The organism is Paenibacillus polymyxa, from assembly GCF_018614975.1.
Lineage (GTDB): Bacteria > Bacillota > Bacilli > Paenibacillales > Paenibacillaceae > Paenibacillus > Paenibacillus polymyxa_E.
This window is the reverse complement of the sequence record NZ_JAGGNR010000003.1, coordinates 87423-105888: the sequence shown is the minus strand read 5'-3', so window position 1 is coordinate 105888 and position 18466 is coordinate 87423. Positions and strand designations below refer to the sequence as shown.

Sequence of the window (18466 nt, the reverse complement as noted above, 5' to 3'; positions counted from 1 at the left end):
AATATGGATGCGCATTATCTATTGTGATTTAATTCACATTGGTAAGCGTTATCTTTTCTCAAAGCTGTGACAACAAAATGAACGCTCCGGGATTGACAACGGTTGCATAGAGGATGACAATAGTAACAGAAGATGAGGAAATGTAAATATAAGGAGGGAAGGAATCATGTCAACGACTCCCTATCCAAGCCCGGAAATTATTACATTTGGGGAAAGTATGGGTTTGCTGACTGCCAAGGATACACGAGGGCTGGAATATGCAGCGACACTGGACAAGTCTTTCGGGGGTGCTGAGAGCAATCTGGCTATTGGCGTATCCCGGCTAGGGCATACCAGTGGTTGGTTTGGACGTTTGGGCAATGATCCGATCGGCAGTATGATTCTGAAAGCCATTCGCGGTGAAGGCGTAGATGTATCCCGAGTACGGTTAAGTGATCACGAGCCCACTGGTTTGATGATTCGTGAGAACGCTTCCGGGAAAGTCTCGGTGCATTATTATAGGAAGTTATCTGCTGCAAGTGCGATTACACCTGATGATCTGGATCCCGACTATATTGCCGGGGCGAAGATATTACATGTTACGGGTATAACGGCAGCGATAAGCCCGTCCGGACTTGCTACGGTAGAGGCTGCCATACATATTGCCAAACAGGCAGGTGTGAAAGTAAGCTTTGATCCAAATCTGCGTCTCAAACTATGGTCAGCGGATGAGGCACGTCCAGTTTTACTGCGTTTAGCTGAACTGGCGGACTACTTTTTACCGGGTCTGGACGAGATGAAACTTCTATATAACGAAGAAAATGATCAAAAAGTGCTTGAGCGTTTATCTGCCATGAATGCTGTGTGCATCGTGAAGGGTGGCCCTGATTTGACCTACGTATTGGCGAATGGTACCCTAACGGAAGTTCCGTACTTTAAGGCGGATTATGTTCTGGATACGGTAGGAGCAGGAGATGGATTCTGCGCGGGATTTTTATCGGGTTTGTTAAAAGGATACTCCCCGCAGGAAGCAACCCGTCTCGGCAATTTGACCGGTTCCATGGTTATACAGGCTGTTGGCGATTGGGAGGCGCTCCCGACGTGGGGGCAGGTCGAGGCCAAGCTGAACAACGTTGCCCATGTTGAGCGCTAGTCGCTGCTGACATCATATATGGCTCATCTTCGTTCTTAAATGTAAGGCTTGTATACACAACCACCACATTGACAAGGGAGAGAATGAAATGAAGAAACTTCAGCTGTTGCAAAAGATTACGGACAATGGGGTTGTGGCAGTTCTGCGTGCAGATTCTGCTGATCAAGTCATTGCCATGGCCGAGCAAGCGATTGCGGGTGGCATTAAAGTTATCGAGATTACGATGACAGTACCCAGTGCCCTCAAAGCCATTGAAAAATTAAGCCGTGTATACCATTGGAACACACAAGATCCAGAGAAATTCGCTATTATTGGTGCGGGAACAGTGCTTGAACCGCAAACTGCGAGAGCAGCTATTATGTCGGGTGCCGAGTTTGTCGTTGGACCTTCCCTGAACCCGGATACCGTTCAGATCTGCAATCTGTATCGAATTCCGATTCTGCCTGGTGTGATGACGATTGCTGATGTTCAACGCGCATTGGAACTCGGTGTGGACATTGTGAAGTTGTTCCCGGGTAATCTGTATGATCCTTCGATTATCAAAACGATGAAGGGCCCTATGCCGCAGGCGAATTTTATGCCAACTGGCGGGGTATCCTTGTCTAATCTGGGGGATTGGATCAAGGGTGGAGCAGTGGCGGTAGGTATCGGCTCCGACTTGACATCGGAAGCTGTGAAGACGGGTGACCTGAGTCATGTCCGTCGCAAAGCGGAACAATATATGGATGCTTACCGCAAGGCCAAGGCTGAATAATATTTGTTCAATTTCGGAGAAGGGGAGCCTGATGAAGGAAGGCTCCCAATTCTGTGAGCCGCGGCACCTGCGGAAGTGAAGAAAGGTGATTAACGTTGAGAAATCGGTATAATACGGGGCGCAAGAAGAGGGGCATCGGGAAATTCCTGCTCGTACTTCTGGCGCTCATTGTCATTGGGTGTGGATTTGTTGCGTGGAAATTATTCACACCATACGGTCCACAGGAAAGAGCTCAAACGGCCATGGAAACAGCCAATAAGGTGACCGTGAGCGAACAAGAGAACTGGATTGATTTTGTGCCAGACAAACGGACGGGGAAAAGTGTGCTTTTCTACCCTGGTGGACTGGTAAAACCGGAAAGTTACGCACCACTTGCCCATGAGCTGGCTGCTGCCGGTCATCACACGATTATTGCCAAAATGCCAGTTAATCTGGCAGTGCTCAAGCCAAACTTGGCGGATGAGATTCTGGCTGCATATCCAGACGAACAATTCGTTATGGGTGGACACTCTCTCGGTGGGTCCATGGCTGCACGTTATGTAGCATCGCATCCTGATGCACTAAAAGGCATCTTCTTTCTGGCATCCTACCCGGATGAAAAAGGAAGCGTAAAGTCACTTGGAATACCTGCTTTATCTATTCTGGGAACTAAAGATGAGGTCGTGAATGCCACAAAGTATCAGAGTGGACGGATGTATCTTCCAGAAGACACGGTATATTACACCATTGAAGGTGGAAACCACGCACAGTTCGGTGATTATGGTCATCAAAAAGGGGATGGCGAGGCTGAAGTGAGTGGAGAAGAACAACTTAATCAGACGGTCAAGACAGTATTGGCTTGGTTAAGTACGATCAAATAGATTTTAATTATTCTGCATTAAGGACTGTATGCATTCACATTTATAGCATAACTTGATGGAGGTGATATGGATGACCATGCTTCAAGTGAGTGGAGCGCAGATCCCATGTAAAGGTATCCTGTTTGATAAAGATGGAACACTGTTGGAATTTCTCCAGCTATGGGGGCCGTGGCATTACTGGATCAGTTGCAATCACGTATGAATGAACTCGGAGCTTCATTTACAGTTGAACGGGAGCACGTCCTGGGCACCATTCATAATGCAGAAGGTCATATTGTTGGATATGATCCGCAAGGCCCGCTGGCCATTGCGACTGTGGATGAGTGCACGGGATTGCTTGCCGGGCAGCTATATGCAGCAGGCATACCATGGAATGAAGCGATCACAACGATACGCCAATTTTCAAGTGTAGCCATGAGATCGGTAAGAGAGCGCAAATCGGCTGAACCGATTCCAGGATTACTTGCTTTCTTACAAAGTTGCAGAGCAGCAGACATACCTCTGGCGGTCGTCACTTCAGACAGTACAGCGGCAGCAGAAACACATCTGGATTGGATGGGAATTCGTTCCTTTTTCACCTCTATTGTGGGCTGTGATCGGGTGACACAGGGCAAACCAGATGGAGAAGCAGCACTCCTGGCTTGCCGTGAATTACATATCGATCCTGCGGAGGCCGTTGTAATTGGAGATAGCAATGGAGATATGCAGATGGGGCGGCACGCAGGCGTATCCTATACGCTCGGTTACTGTCAACAGTCAGATCAAGGATCACATCTGGTTGATGCCCATGCCATTATTCGTCATTATAATGAGATAAGCGTTATTTTATAAGTCACCCTGACCTGATTGGACTATATAAATTGAACTACCATTTACACGAAATGGAGAGGACAGAAATAACCTGAAGAAACGGAGTGTTCGCCTTTATCCTCGGATTTTCCCCTTAGGAAAGGAATCAAAAAAATCTGTGGATAACAGCGATCGGAAGGTTGTTCTGTCATCGGAGTGGTCAGTGTAAATATTCTTTAGTTCAATTTATATAGTAAATAAAAGGAGGAGAGAGGATGAACGCAATAGAACAACTGGCTGCCTGGATTCAGGAAAGCTCCCGGATTGTTTTTTTCGGAGGGGCCGGGACTTCAACGGAAAGCGGGATTCCCGATTTCCGTTCGGCTGCGGGTCTGTATCAGACGGAGCAGCATTCGCCTTATCCACCGGAAGAGTTGTTAAGTCGACATTTTTTTGATCAACATGCCGATATTTTTTATGATTTTTATCGAGGTAAAATGCTTCATCCAGATGCTGAACCGAATGGGTGCCATCGACTGTTAGCCCGTATGGAGCAGGAAGGAAAACTTCAGGCAGTGATCACGCAAAATATCGACGGACTGCATCAGAAGGCAGGCAACAGCAATGTTTTTGAGCTTCACGGCTCAATTCATCGTAATGCCTGCATGGATTGCAAGCAGTTTTATGCGCTGAATGATATTATACAATCCCAAGATACCGTACCTCGCTGTACCACATGTGGTGGTGTGATCAAGCCGGATGTAGTGCTGTACGAGGAAGAGCTGGATCAGACAACATTGTATCGTTCCATTGATGCACTGTCTTCTGCAGATCTGTTACTGGTGGGAGGCACGTCACTGACGGTATATCCGGCGGCCCAGTTAATTACGTATTTTCAGGGAAAACATACCGTTCTGCTCAACGCTACACCTACCGCTTACGACCGCAGGGCTGATTTGCTGATTACAGAGCCGATTGGCGAGGTAATGAATAGTGTGGACCAGCTTCTTGGTTGAACGTATGTACTGAATAACCGCATTCTCCGGTATAGACCGGATGCAAGAGGCGGAACCTGGGGAAAGAAGGGATTCATAATGGTCTACGTAGCAAGCGATACTCGCTATGAAACGATGAAATACAACCGCGTTGGACGTTCAGGTTTGAAACTGCCAGCGATTTCACTGGGGCTGTGGCATAATTTTGGCGGTATTAATAACGCTGAGAACGGCCGTAATATGATTACCCGATCATTTGATCTGGGCATTACCCATTTTGACCTTGCCAACAATTATGGCCCACCGGCAGGTTCTGCAGAGCAGCTATTTGGACAGGTACTGGCCCAGGATCTGAAACCTTATCGGGATGAACTTGTGATCTCCACCAAAGCGGGATATTATATGTGGCCCGGGCCGTATGGCGAGTGGGGTTCGCGCAAAAATCTGGTATCCAGTCTGAATCAGAGCTTGAAGCGTATGGGCCTGGATTATGTAGATATTTTCTATTCACATCGTTATGATCCCGAAACACCTTTGGAAGAAACGATGATGGCACTGGATCATATTGTTCGCTCGGGCAAAGCCCTATATGTAGGGATCTCCAATTATCCCGCAGAGCAGACAAGACAGGCTGCCGAAATTCTGAAAGGTCTGGGTACGCCTCTGTTAATCCATCAACCGAAATACTCGCTGCTGGAGCGCTGGATTGAAGATGGTTTGCAGGACGTACTGGATGAGTATGGAACAGGCAGTATTGCATTCTGTCCATTGGCACAAGGCGTGCTTACGAACAAATACTTGAATGGTATCCCGGAAGACTCACGTGCCAAAGGACCATCGGTATTCCTGAATGAGAACAACATCTCTCCAGAGACGCTCCGCAAAGTGCGTGCGCTGAACCAGATTGCAGCAGCCCGTGGTCAGAGTTTGGCCCAATTTTCACTCTCATGGGTGCTGCGTAATGGCAGGGTAACTTCTGCGCTGATTGGCGCAAGTCGTCCTTCCCAGATTGAAGAGAATGTGGCTGCGCTCAGTCAGCTGGATTTCTCTACAGAGGAATTGGAACGGATTGAATCCATCCTGTCTCCGGAGCCTGATGACAAATAAATAAAGTGCAAAAGGTGCATCTTAGCCATAATGGCGGAATGCACCTTTTTTTGTCGTATGTGGTTCCGTCCGTTATGTTGCTCACCGTTTGATTTGTTGAGCATTCTGCTGTAACCCCTGATGTAGTGGGCGGGACAGTATTTTGTCTCGATACAAGCTGGGCGCTTCACCATGAAATCGTTTGAACTGTTTGGAGAAATACAACGCGTCTGGCAGTCCAACCGATGCAGATACCTGTTCAATGGACAGATCCGGTCGTTCTCTCAGGAGTTGGCGCGACTTGTCGATCCGCAGTTTTAGCAAATAAGTGACTGGGGAAAGACCAGTTTCCTGTTTGAAAATACGGGATAGATAGGCCCGGTTGTACCCGAGACTCGCGGACATTTGTTCAATGGAGACAGGATAGGCATATTGGGTGGACATATATTGAATCATCTGTTTCACCGTACGTCGGATGGAGGATTCACCTGGAATTAAGGTTTGCCCCTGCGAAAGGTGATTCTGTGCTTCGGCTAGAATCATATATAACGTACCCAGTGATGTGAAATGGGAGCTTTCTTTGCGCTCGGCAAAAGCATCCTGCATCACGGATAGCCAATTGGATATTCCACAGGAGGGTCCGGCATGAAAAACGGACTTCTCCAGGCGGAATCCGGCTTCCTCGGTATGTTGGCTAGCCTGGCTGCCTGTGAAGGCGATCCAGCGGTATTGCCATGGATTGCGGGCGTGAGACTGGTAGCTTACCAGCTGCCCGGGATGAATGAGAAAACAATCACCTGCGGATAACTCGTAGGTGTGTAGTTCGGTACGGAACGTACCCGCTCCTTTTTCTACATAATGCAGCAGATAATAATCGAACAGTTTGGGGCCGAGGGAGTGACCCGGAAGGGTCTGGCTTGCCCCGGCAAACAGGACATGCAGTGCGCCTTGCTCATAATAGACAGGATTGGAGGCAACCGAATAACTGAGTGCTCCGCTTTTACCGGAAGGCAGCTCCTGTATTTTTTCTGTAGAAGATGCAAGGGATTCTTTCTTGGCGTTGAATGGGTCTGTCATACTTGTTTCCTTCTTTCCGGGATGCTTCGATCATTATACGCCTTAAGGTCACATTTATCCATATGAAACACACATGGTTGCATTACAAGAGGGATCGCTTTCTTATATAATAACATTAAGGAAACCACAACAACGAGGCGAGGTGCAGCAGCAGTGAACGTAACTGAATTGAAACAAAAGTTTATTGAGAAGTACGGAGAGAGTAGAGCGGACATCCGTGTATTTCATGCCCCAGGGCGTGTGAATCTGATCGGTGAGCACATTGACTATAACGGTGGATACGTGCTTCCGGCAGCACTGGAATTCGGGACAACATTGATTATTCGTGAGCGTCAAGACAACCAATTGCAACTGGCTTCCACGAACATGTCCTATGAAGGGGCACTGGATACCTCCACAATAGGTAAGGAGAAGACCGGAGAATGGACTGACTATCCAGTTGGCGTCATGGTTGAACTGCAAGGCAAAGGCGTGAAAGTAACGAAAGGGTACGACTTCCTGTACCACGGGGAGATTCCAAATGGGGCAGGACTTTCATCGTCTGCATCTCTGGAGGTACTCACCGGATTCGCGATTCAGTCTCTGGAGGGTGTATCGGATATTGATACGGTTCAATTGGCACTTCTTTCCCAAAAGGCAGAGAATGAGTTCGTCGGCGTCAACTGTGGAATCATGGATCAGTTCGCTGTAGCAAACGGTGCTCAGGATCACGCGATCCTGCTAATGTGTGACACACTGGAGTACGAAAAGGTTCCTTTCCGTACAGGCTCCTACAAATTGGTCATCGGGAACACGAACAAACGCCGCGGTCTGGTGGATTCGGCTTACAATGAACGTCGCTCCCAATGCGAGCAGGCACTTGCCATCTTGAAGGAACAGCTGCCTGCACTGAATTACCTGGCTCAATTGACGCCAGAGCAGTTCGTAACACTACAGGATCAGATCAACGTTGAGAAAGTAAGACATCGTGCACAACATGTTGTGGAAGAGAACGCACGTGTTCTCGCTTCGGTGGAGGCATTGCGGATCAATGATCTGGAATCCTTCGGCAAGCTGATGAATGCTTCACACGAATCGCTTCGCGACTTGTACGAAGTAAGCTGTGATGAGCTGGACGTTATGGTTGAAGAGGCTCAGCGGATTCCAGGCACGCTCGGTGCTCGGATGACTGGTGCAGGATTTGGCGGTTGTACCGTATCACTTGTGCATGAAGACGATGTTGAGCGTTTTGTAAGTGAAGTTGGCGCTGCATATGAAGCGCGTACCGGTCTCAAAGGTGATTTTTATGTGTGCGGCGTAGGTGACGGTGTTAAAGAATTGAAGGAGGCGAAGTAAAATGGCAATTTTGGTGACAGGTGGAGCAGGGTATATTGGATCTCATACGGTAGCAGCATTGTTGGAACGCGGGGAAGAGGTTGTCGTACTGGATAACTTGCAGACAGGGCATCGTGAGGCGCTGCTCGGCGGCAAGTTGTATGAAGGGGATCTGCGTGACAAAGAAATTCTGGCGAAGCTGTTCGCTGAAAATTCAATCGATGCGGTGATTCACTTTGCAGCCAACTCGCTCGTAGGCGAGAGTATGAAAGACCCGGTTAAATATTATGACAACAACGTATTTGGTACACTCTGTCTGCTGGAAGCAATGAATGCAGCGAACGTACGCCGCATCGTCTTCTCCTCTACAGCAGCTACCTACGGCGAGCCTGAGAAAGTGCCAATCGAAGAGAGCGATCGTACAGAGCCAACCAACGTATACGGCGAAACAAAGCTGATGATGGAGCGCATGATGTCATGGTTCGATAAAGTTCAGGATATCAAATACGTTTCCCTGCGTTACTTCAATGCAGCCGGTGCTCATGATAGTGGCAAAATCGGTGAAGATCACCAACCAGAGAGTCACCTGATTCCACTTGTACTGCAAACAGCATTAAAACAACGCCCGCACATCGCCGTGTTTGGTGACGACTATGCAACAGAAGATGGAACATGTATCCGTGACTATATCCACGTGAGCGACTTGGCTGATGCGCATCTGCGTGCAGTAGATTATCTACGCAAAGGTGAGAATAGTAACGTGTTCAACCTGGGTAACGGCACAGGATTCTCTGTAAAACAAGTGATCGAAACAGCTAAAAAAGTGACTGGCCTCGATATTCCGGTTGTACAGGAACCACGTCGCGCAGGTGACCCGGCTGTGCTGGTAGCTTCATCTGCAAAAGCGAGATCCGTCCTGGGCTGGAATCCGAAATGGACCAATCTGGAAGATGTCATTCAAAGCGCTTGGAGCTGGCACCAATCACGTCCTGACGGCTACGGAAAAAACTAGGAGGCGAACACCTTATGTCACAGACTCAACTTGCAGCAGGTGCCACAGAGCGGACACCGGAGCAGCAGGAAGCACTGCATGCCATTGAACGTCTGGTTGCATTTGCCTTGCAGAAACAATTAATCGAGGAAGCGGATTGGGATTATAGCCGCAACCTCCTGCTGGAACAATTCGGATTCTCAGAGCCTTATGCCGGCGAGTTGGACACGACTGTGCCCGATGGCCCACAGGCTATGCTGGATACGTTGATTGATTATGGATTTTCCATTGGACTCATTCCTGAAAATAGTGATACGTTCCGTGATTTGCTGGATGCCAAAATCATGGGTCATTTAATGGCACGCCCATCCGAAGTGGTACGCGCATTCCGTCACACAGAGCAGACGGAGGGTATTGAGGCGGCCACATCTCAATTCTATGACTTGTCGATTAACTCCAACTACATTCGGATGGATCGGATCGCGAAGAACGTTTACTGGACGCAGGACACGCCCTATGGAGACATGGAGATTACCATCAACCTGTCAAAACCGGAGAAAAGTCCAAAGGAAATTGCCATGGCCAAATTGCTTCCGCCTCCGATATATCCAAAATGCCAGCTGTGTCGTGAAAATGTAGGATACGCTGGTCGGGTGAATCACCCGGCTCGCCAGAATCTGAGAGTCATTCCGTTGGAGCTTAACAACGAGCCTTGGTTGTTCCAATACTCGCCGTATGTGTACTACAACGAGCACTGCATTATTTTCCATCATGATCATGTGCCGATGAAACTGACCAAAGATACACTGCGCAGACTGCTTGCCTTTGTAGGGGAATATCCGCATTACTTTATCGGATCTAACGCGGACCTGCCGATCGTAGGCGGATCGATTCTGACACATGACCATTTCCAGGGCGGACGTCATACGTTCGCGATTCAAAATGCACAGCCTGAGGCTGTCTTCCGCCATGCGGATGCACCTGGACTCACACTGAGTCTCGTAAAATGGCCGATGTCTGTGATGCGTCTGGCTTCACACGATCCTGCAGAACTGCTTGAAGCAGGTAACGCAGTATATGAGGCGTGGAAGGTCTACAGTGATTCTGCTGTGGATATTGAAGCATTCAGTGAAGTGGACGGGGAACAAGTACCACACAATACGGTAACACCAATCGTTCGTCGTAGTGCAGATGGTGGTTATGAGATGGATCTCGTCTTGCGTAACAATCGCACGAATGATGTGCACCCTGAAGGGATTTTCCATCCTCATCGTGAAATGCACCATCTGAAGAAAGAAAACATTGGTCTGATCGAAGTGATGGGGCTTGCCATCCTGCCAGGTCGTTTGAAAGAAGAACTGGACAGTATCGCGGATATCCTCGCTGGAGATGCCAAACTTGCTGAAGCCGCCAAAGCTTCTGATCATGTGTTGAACAAACATCTGGGCTGGGCGGAAGAATTGATTGAACGCTTTGGTTCCAACCTGAATAAAGAACAAGCCGTTGCCATTGTACAGCAGGAAGTCGGCTTGAAATTTGCCGAGATTCTGGAGCATGCAGGTGTCTACAAATATGATGAAGCAGGACGCCAGGCTTTCCGTCGTTTTGTAAGCAGCATGGGATATACGGAATAGATATATCATTCAGATTCAGAGAAAACATTGGACTACAAACACACCCGCGCAACCATGTGCGGGTGTGTTTGTGATATCGTCCGCACATTGGAATGACCGGACCTTCCGGTGCATGTATAATGGGAAGAAGTGTATGGAATCGCAATAAAATGAAGAAACGGGAGACGGACCATTGGAAAAGCAGGCATTGAATATTTCGTTGATTACAGATGCTGAGGAACTGCAAGGCATGGTGGGTGAACCGCATGAACATGTGCGTAACAAGGCAATCTCATTTGTGGATTCACATGTTCAGAACTTTCTATCCATGTCACCATTATTTTTTCTCTCCACGTCCGATCGGGATGGAAAAAGTGATGTATCCCCACGGGGCGATGGAGCGGGATTTGTGAAAGTCTATGAACCATATCGGCTCGTTTATCCCGAGCGCCCGGGCAATCGGCGGATAGACTCGTTGTTGAACATGTTGTCTAACCCTGGTATCGGTATGCTCTTTTTAATTCCGGGTCTGAATGAGGTGCTGCGTATTAATGGTACAGCATCCATTACCAAGGATGAGGAATTCATCGCCAGCATGGGCTGGAGTGGTAAAACCATAGGTGCGGCTGTCATTGTGGATGTGGAAGAGTGCTTTATCCATTGTCCGCGGGCATTCAAACAGGCTGGGTTATGGGCCTATGAAACATGGGTGGACGCTGAGGATTTACCTTCAACGAGCGAGATGTTTAGAGCCCATTTGGAAATTAACGGGTTGTTATAAAGTGAGTGACTATCGATTTGTTTTTCTATAAACAGGGTACTATAATTGGAGTTGCACTAAAATTCTAAACTCCATTGGAGGCGACAATAGATATGAGATCTTTCCAATTCTATAATCCAACCCGGCTGATTTTTGGCAAAGGACAACTGGAAACATTGAAAACAGAAGTGCCGAAATACGGTAAACGGGTTCTGCTTGTATATGGTGGCGGCAGTATCAAACGCAGTGGGCTGTATGAACAAGTGATCGGTTTGCTTAAGGAAGCTGGAGCAGAAGTGACTGAACTGGCTGGCGTGGAACCTAACCCGCGTCTTTCTACGGTGCATAAAGGGGTAGACCTCTGCAAAACAAATAACATCGACCTGATCCTCGCTGTAGGTGGCGGTAGTGTGCTGGATTGTTCCAAAGCGATTGCTGTAGGTGCCAAGTATGATGGCGATATGTGGGATTTTGCTCAGCGCAAAGCCGTTGCACAAGACGCTCTTCCACTCGGTACAGTATTGACCATGGCAGCAACTGGTTCGGAGATGAACTCCGGTTCGGTTATTACGAATCAGGATACCCAAGAAAAACTGGGTTGGGGCAGTTCATACTCATTCCCTGCATTCTCTATCCTGGATCCGGTGAATACATACACTGTACCACTGGACCAGACAGTATACGGCATGGTGGATATGATGTCTCACGTATTGGAGCATTACTTCCATCTGGATGCCAACACACCGGTTCAACTCGGCTTCTGTGAGACGATTCTGCGTACCGTAATGGAAGCAGCACCTCGTCTGATTGAAGATCTGGAGAACTATGAGCTGCGCGAAACCATTCTGTATTGCGGAACGATGGCATTGAATGGCGTGCTGAATATGGGTCTCGCAGGAGACTGGGCAACACATAATATCGAACACGCGGTATCCGCAGTATATGATATCCCACATGGCGGTGGACTCGCGATCTTGTTCCCACACTGGATGAAACATAACCTGGATGTCAATGTGGATCGATTCAAACGTCTGGCGATCAATGTGTTCGAAGTGAATCCAGAAGGCAAGTCGGATAGACAGGTTGCTGAAGAAGGTATCGATGCGCTCAGCAAATTCTGGACATCCATTGGTGCTCCTAATCGTTTGGCAGATTACGATATCGATGACAGCCAGATCGACGTAATGGCTGACAAAGCGATGCTGTTTGGCCCATTCGGTAACTTCAAGAAACTGCAACGGGAAGATGTTGTATCCATCTACAAGGCTTCTCTATAATTCTTTTATAATCACTGACAAGTGAACGTACACATTCTGTTGTCCAAAAACCGCAAGTCTCCTTTATGGGGGCTTGCGGTTTTTCCATGTATTCGGGCTGTACACGTGAATGATGGAGGAACATGAAGCAAGAAGAAGAGAATGTCGTGATAATACCCAATATCGGTTCCAGAATACATTTGAGGAAAGATTTTGAAACATTTTGATGTTAGCTACGTATTTATTTACATGTGGAATGCTCAGTTAGGATGAATTTGCGGCAGAGGAGAGGAGGAACAGGGGATGGAGACAATTTATTGGGGGTGTCTGATCGGAGGAGCCATATTTGCGGTTATTAGCCTAGTGCTGGGTGACTTGATTGACGGCTTGCTGGACGGAGCCTTCGAAATGCCAGGTCTTGATTTTTTCAAACCCGTTGTGTTAGCTGGTTCCATTACAACCTTCGGTGGGGCAGGCATCATGCTGACACGTTATAGTTCATTAAGTGCGATGTCGGGTCTAATATTATCCCTGCTTATAGGTATTGCTGCAGCTATGCTGGTATTCTTCGCATATATCAAACCGATGCGTAACAGCGATGTCTCTATTGCATTTTCAATGAAAGAGTTATCAGGGAAAATTGGGGAAATTACCATTCCGGTGCCGGAAAAAGGTTTTGGCGAAGTGATGATCCGCTTTGCATCCGGTAGTACGATTCAGACTGCATCCAGCTTTGAACACCTCCCCATTGCGGCGGGAGCGCGTGTTGTCGTAGTGGATGTCGTAGATGGTGTACTGCGTGTGTCCGAATGGGATGAAAATGTACTTAAAGATTTATAAAGTATTCTAATTACCTAAGTAGTTTAAGCACTCATCATGAATGATTAAGGGGAGAGGTGTAGCATGATTGAAAATTTAGATTGGGATGTGTTGTTGATTCCTATAGTTGTGGTTGGGGTCATTCTGATTCTGGGTTTGGCTTTCTGGGCGAGATACAAAACGGTTGGTCCGGATGAAGCGATGATCGTTACGGGGTCATTCCTAGGTAGCAAGAATATTTCCGATGATGACTCTGGTCGAAAAATTAAAATTGTTCGTGGTGGCGGTGCATTTATCCTGCCAGTGTTCCAGCAATCCGAGTTTATCTCTTTGTTGTCTCACAAGCTGGATGTCTCCACACCTGAAGTGTACACGGAGCAAGGTGTTCCGGTTATTGCTGACGGTGTCGCTATTATCAAGGTTGGGGGCGCTGTAGAGGACGTTGCTACCGCAGCTGAGCAATTCATCGGTAAACCTGTAGAAGCGCTGAGAAGCGAAGCACAGGAGGTACTGGAGGGGCATTTGCGGGCCATCCTCGGTACGATGACGGTGGAAGAAGTATATCGGAACCGGGATCGATTTGCCCAAGAGGTTCAGGGAGTAGCAGCGAGAGATCTGAAAAAAATGGGTCTGCAAATTGTCTCATTTACCATTAAGGATGTTCGTGACAAACAGGGCTACCTGGATGCACTCGGTAAACCGAGAATTGCGGCAGTAAAGCGTGATGCGGAGATTGCTGAAGCGGAAGCGATGCGTGATGCGCGTATTCAGAAGGCCAATGCGGAAGAACAGGGCCAAAAAGCAGAGTTGCTCCGGGATACCAATATTGCCGAGGCAGCCAAAGAGAAGGAACTGAAAGTAGCCACGTTTAAGCGGGATCAGGATACAGCGAAAGCGGAAGCCGATCAGGCATACCATATCCATGAAGCGCGTGCGAGACAGACCGTGGTAGAAGAAGAAATGAAGGTTGAACTCGTTCGTAAAGAACGTGAGATTGACCTCCAGGAAAAAGAAATCGTTGTACGTGAGAAGCAATACGATGCCGAAGTGAAGAAAAAGGCAGAAGCGGATCGTTATGCAGTGGAGCAGGCTGCCGAAGCGGATAAAGCGAAAAGAATGCGTGAGGCGGATGCGGTACAATATTCCATTGAAACGCATGCGAAGGCAACGGCTGAACAGAAGCGACTTGAAGGTCAGGCTATGGCTGATGCGGAACTTGCCAAAGGTACAGCAGATGCAGAAGTCATTCGTCTACGTGGTCTTGCAGAAGCTGAAGCGAAGGAAAAGCTGGCAGAGGCGTTCCAAAAATTTGGCGAAGCAGCTGTACTCGATATCATTGTCAAAATGCTGCCTGAGTTAGCTGGCAAGATTGCCGAGCCGATCGCGTCCATCGATAAACTGACTGTGGTGGATACGGGTAAAGGTGAAGGTGCCACCCGGGTTAGTAACTATGTTACCGAACTTATGGCCACCGCTCCAGAGATGCTCAAGAGCGTATCCGGCATCGATGTGGAGCAGTTAATTAAAGGTCTAACCAAGTCCAAAACAACTGCACCGATTGCTGTTCAACCGAGTGAATCTGTCACAACTCCGTCCATAATAGACAAGATTGTGGAAAGATCCAGAGTTGACGAGTAAGAGCCACAACAGTTGTTGCACTTTGCTCTATTGACCTTAGGGTGAAATTTTGTTACTTTTTAAGCGAGACGTCCGGCGCGGTTTGCCCGCTTCGGATGTCTTTTCGTTCGTAACAGGGTGTGACTTAATCATACCTAAGATGGCGTGAAAAAAGAGGTGCAAACATTGAGTAGCCTGCATGTGGACAAAGCGCTAAATAATAATGTAATCATTGCACAGCATCCTGAACATGGGGAAGTCGTCGTGATTGGTAAAGGCATCGGCTTCAACCGGAAAACCAATGACATGATTCCACTGATGGCTGTGGAAAAGATGTTCATCTTGAGAAATCAGCAGGAGCAAGAGCAGTACAAACAGCTTCTTCCACAGGTGGATGAAGCACTGATCGAGATTATTAACGAAGTTATTACGTATATTGCAGAGCGTACGGACGTTCCTCTGAATGAACATATCCATATTGCATTAACTGATCACATTTCTTTCGCGTTAAAACGCAAAGAGCAGGGTATTGTCATACAAAATCCATTTTTATATGAGACTCGCGAGATTTATCCAGAAGAATATCGAATGGGAGAATACGCTGTTCGTCTGATCAAAGAGAAAATGGGTGTAGATCTGGGAATGGACGAGATTGGTTTTGTTGCCCTCCATATCTATAGTGCAATGACCAATCAAAATATATCCCAGGTACGTGAACATTCACAATTGATCACTGATTTGGTGAACCTGGTGTCCGATCAACTCGATTATTCGTTTGAAACGGAATCGCTCGATTACTCTCGTTTGCTGACTCATCTTCGTTTCGCTCTTGAGCGTGTTCGCCGTGGAGATAAAGTGGAAGAGCTTCATAAGTTAGATTCCCTGCTTAAGTTGGAGTATCCCGAAATGTACTCGCTTGCATGGAAACTGACCAAAGTAATGGAAAAAAGACTGAAACTGCCGGTTTATCCTGCGGAGGTAGGTTATCTGACCATTCATCTGCAAAGGCTGAATCAGCGGAAGGAAGAAGAGAATAAGTGAGATCATTCCAGTGATGGAATGCGGATTTTATTTTTTTGGTGTAAAGGCTTGCAATGAATTTGAAGTGGTGCTACAATGATTTCCGTAATCAAGCAACTGAATAAACATAAGCGACGTGTTACTGACTCGATCAGGCATGAGTTATTTAGAGTGTGATTGTTCTTACCTTATTAAGGGTATGCTATACCCCAAGGTAGGCACAGTTTACTTTATTAATTCATGCCTTTTTTGTGTTCCCTTGCTTGAATCACAACATATAAATTAGACGAAAGGGAGATACGACGCGATGTTCAAAAAGCTTTTTGGTGTATTGCAAAGAGTAGGTAAAGCTCTCATGTTGCCTGTAGCCATTCTACCTGCGGCAGGTTTGCTGCTCGGAATCGGTAACATGCTGGTTAATCCAGATTTCTTGCAATATGTAACGGTGCTCGACACCCCTTGGGTGAACTCGATCGCAACAATTATGATGAACGCAGGTCAGATCGTATTTGATAATCTGGCATTGCTGTTCGCCGTCGGTGTAGCCGTTGGATTGGCCGGTGGCGAAGGGGTTGCAGGTCTCGCAGCGATCATCGGTTATCTGGTCATGAACGTCACACTGGGTACCGCAGTAGGGGTTACTCCGGCAATGATCGGTGAAGTACCGGGTTATGCCAGCATCCTGGGCATCCCAACATTGAGCACAGGTGTGTTTGGAGGTATCATCATTGGTATTGCCGCCGCACTGTGTTACAATCGATTCTTTAAAATCGAACTGCCGTCTTACCTCGGTTTCTTTGCAGGTAAACGCTTTGTTCCGATTGTCACCTCGGTTGTATCCCTCATACTCGGGCTGCTTCTGGTCATTATCTGGCCACCGATTCAAAATGGATTGAATACTGTATCTCACTTCATGGTAGATACAAGCCCGACATTGTCGGCATTCATCTTCGGAGTTGTAGAACGGTCATTGATTCCGTTTGGTCTTCACCACATTTTCTACTCCCCATTCTGGTTTGAGTTCGGTGAGTATGTGAACAAAGCTGGAGATGTCATTCGTGGTGACCAGCAAATCTTCTTCAATCAATTGCGTGATGGTGTAGAGCTCACAGCGGGGACGTTCCAGGTTGGTAAATTCCCGTTCATGATGTTTGGTTTGCCAGCTGCGGCACTTGCGATGTACCATGAAGCAAGACCAGAGCACAAAAAGTATGTTGCAGGCATCATGGGTTCAGCTGCATTGACCTCGTTCTTGACAGGGATCACAGAACCACTTGAATTCACGTTCCTGTTTGTAGCTCCACTTCTGTTCGCAGTGCACTGTATCTTTGCAGGTTTGTCTTTCATGACTATGCAAATTCTTGGTGTCAAGATCGGTATGACCTTCTCCGGCGGGTTCATTGACTTCCTGATCTTCGGAATTATTCCGAACCGTACACCATGGTGGGACGTTATTATTGTCGGCTTGATTCTTGCGGTGATCTACTACTTCGGATTCCGGTTCATCATTCGCAAATTCAATCTCAAAACACCAGGTCGCGAAGACGCAACGCCTGAAACAGAGTCTGGTGGCAGTTCCGGATCAACGGATGATCTGCCACACAATATTCTTGAAGCTTTCGGCGGCAAGGAGAATATCAAACATCTGGATGCTTGTATTACTCGTCTGCGGATTGAAGTTAATGAGAAATCCAATGTTAAAAAAGATCGGTTGAAACAATTGGGTGCATCTGGCGTGCTTGAAGTGGGTAATAATGTTCAGGCCATCTTCGGAACACGTTCCGATACGATTAAATCCCAGATGCAGGATATCATTGCGGGTCGCACACCTGTACCAACCCCGGCTGCCGATGCCAAACCAGCTCCTGAAGAGGAGAAGGCACAAGGTGAGCAAGGGGAGCGTATTGTTGCAGAGGATATCGTAATGCCAGTCAATGGTGAATTGCTGGACATCACAAACGTACCTGATCCGGTCTTTGCCGAGAAAATGACAGGTGACGGATTCGCAATTTTGCCACATGACGGGACGATAACATCCCCTGTGTATGGTAAAGTGTTTAATGTATTTCCAAGCAAACATGCCGTGGGCATCATGTCCGATGGAGGTAAGGAAGTACTTGTTCATATAGGTGTTAATACGGTGAAACTGAAAGGTCAAGGTTTCAACGTACTGGTACAGGAAGGTGATCTGGTATCGGCTGGTCAGCCGATTATGGAAGTGGATCTGGAGTATGTCAAAGCAAACGCTCCATCCATCATTTCACCAGTTATTTTCACGAACCTGCCAGAGGGCTCCACGGTAACCCTGAAGAAGAGTGGAGTGCTGAAAGTTGGCGATCAGCCAATCATTGAGATAAAATAAGAAGTGTTACGACGATGGCAA

General features: G+C 47.5%; 16 protein-coding genes. 15 read left to right on the top strand and 1 reads right to left on the bottom strand.

The annotated features are described in order from the left end of the window. Positions 1–166 precede the first annotated feature (166 nt). The 6 genes from J7E78_RS00925 to mgrA all read left to right on the top strand — a co-directional run bounded on the left by J7E78_RS00925 (position 167) and on the right by mgrA (position 5637). Entirely contained in the window at positions 167–1132 is a 966-nt protein-coding gene (locus tag J7E78_RS00925) for a sugar kinase (RefSeq protein WP_215074512.1), read from the top strand. Between the two features lie 88 nt (positions 1133–1220). Then, positions 1221–1886: a bifunctional 2-keto-4-hydroxyglutarate aldolase/2-keto-3-deoxy-6-phosphogluconate aldolase gene (locus J7E78_RS00920; protein ID WP_017686833.1), complete on the top strand. Its 666-nt coding sequence runs from the start codon at positions 1221–1223 to the stop codon at positions 1884–1886. A 95-nt stretch (positions 1887–1981) separates the two neighbouring features. Next, entirely contained in the window at positions 1982–2746 is a 765-nt protein-coding gene (locus tag J7E78_RS00915) for an alpha/beta fold hydrolase (RefSeq protein WP_215074511.1), read from the top strand. A 159-nt stretch (positions 2747–2905) separates the two neighbouring features. Beyond that, positions 2906–3577, top strand: coding sequence for an HAD family hydrolase (locus J7E78_RS00910; RefSeq protein WP_311516898.1), 672 nt, complete (start codon positions 2906–2908; stop codon positions 3575–3577). A 233-nt stretch (positions 3578–3810) separates the two neighbouring features. Next, a complete protein-coding gene (locus J7E78_RS00905) occupies positions 3811–4551 on the top strand; it encodes an NAD-dependent protein deacylase (protein ID WP_215074510.1) in 741 nt (246 codons plus the stop codon). Positions 4552–4629: 78 nt separating this feature from the next. Beyond that, a complete protein-coding gene (mgrA, locus tag J7E78_RS00900; RefSeq protein WP_215074509.1) occupies positions 4630–5637 on the top strand; it encodes an L-glyceraldehyde 3-phosphate reductase in 1008 nt (335 codons plus the stop codon). 81 nt (positions 5638–5718) lie between these two features. On the opposite strand, the gene J7E78_RS00895 is transcribed toward mgrA, so the two are convergent. After that, a complete protein-coding gene (locus J7E78_RS00895) occupies positions 5719–6693 on the bottom strand; it encodes an AraC family transcriptional regulator (protein WP_251034737.1) in 975 nt (324 codons plus the stop codon). A 153-nt stretch (positions 6694–6846) separates the two neighbouring features. On the opposite strand from J7E78_RS00895, the gene J7E78_RS00890 reads away from it, so the two are divergent. The 9 genes from J7E78_RS00890 to ptsG all read left to right on the top strand — a co-directional run bounded on the left by J7E78_RS00890 (position 6847) and on the right by ptsG (position 18445). Next, positions 6847–8028, top strand: coding sequence for a galactokinase (locus J7E78_RS00890; protein WP_215074508.1), 1182 nt, complete (start codon positions 6847–6849; stop codon positions 8026–8028). Between the two features lies 1 nt (position 8029). After that, positions 8030–9019: a UDP-glucose 4-epimerase GalE gene (galE, locus tag J7E78_RS00885; protein ID WP_017686840.1), complete on the top strand. Its 990-nt coding sequence runs from the start codon at positions 8030–8032 to the stop codon at positions 9017–9019. Between the two features lie 14 nt (positions 9020–9033). Next, positions 9034–10632, top strand: a complete 1599-nt coding sequence (locus tag J7E78_RS00880; protein ID WP_215074507.1) for a UDP-glucose--hexose-1-phosphate uridylyltransferase — start codon at positions 9034–9036, stop codon at positions 10630–10632. 172 nt (positions 10633–10804) lie between these two features. After that, positions 10805–11392, top strand: a complete 588-nt coding sequence (locus tag J7E78_RS00875) for an MSMEG_1061 family FMN-dependent PPOX-type flavoprotein (RefSeq protein ID WP_251034736.1) — start codon at positions 10805–10807, stop codon at positions 11390–11392. 92 nt (positions 11393–11484) lie between these two features. Next, entirely contained in the window at positions 11485–12648 is a 1164-nt protein-coding gene (locus J7E78_RS00870) for an iron-containing alcohol dehydrogenase (RefSeq protein ID WP_215074506.1), read from the top strand. A gap of 282 nt (positions 12649–12930) precedes the next feature. Continuing rightward, positions 12931–13467, top strand: a complete 537-nt coding sequence (locus tag J7E78_RS00865; protein WP_215074505.1) for a protease — start codon at positions 12931–12933, stop codon at positions 13465–13467. A gap of 63 nt (positions 13468–13530) precedes the next feature. After that, positions 13531–15084 (top strand): flotillin family protein, encoded by a 1554-nt coding sequence (locus J7E78_RS00860; RefSeq protein WP_215074504.1) that lies wholly within the window; start codon positions 13531–13533, stop codon positions 15082–15084. Positions 15085–15249: 165 nt separating this feature from the next. Beyond that, positions 15250–16104, top strand: a complete 855-nt coding sequence (gene glcT, locus J7E78_RS00855) for a glucose PTS transporter transcription antiterminator GlcT (protein ID WP_215074503.1) — start codon at positions 15250–15252, stop codon at positions 16102–16104. Between the two features lie 286 nt (positions 16105–16390). Beyond that, positions 16391–18445 carry a glucose-specific PTS transporter subunit IIBC gene (gene ptsG / locus J7E78_RS00850; protein ID WP_215074502.1) on the top strand — a complete coding sequence of 685 codons (2055 nt, stop codon included), beginning with the start codon at positions 16391–16393 and terminating at the stop codon, positions 18443–18445. Positions 18446–18466: the final 21 nt, after the last annotated feature.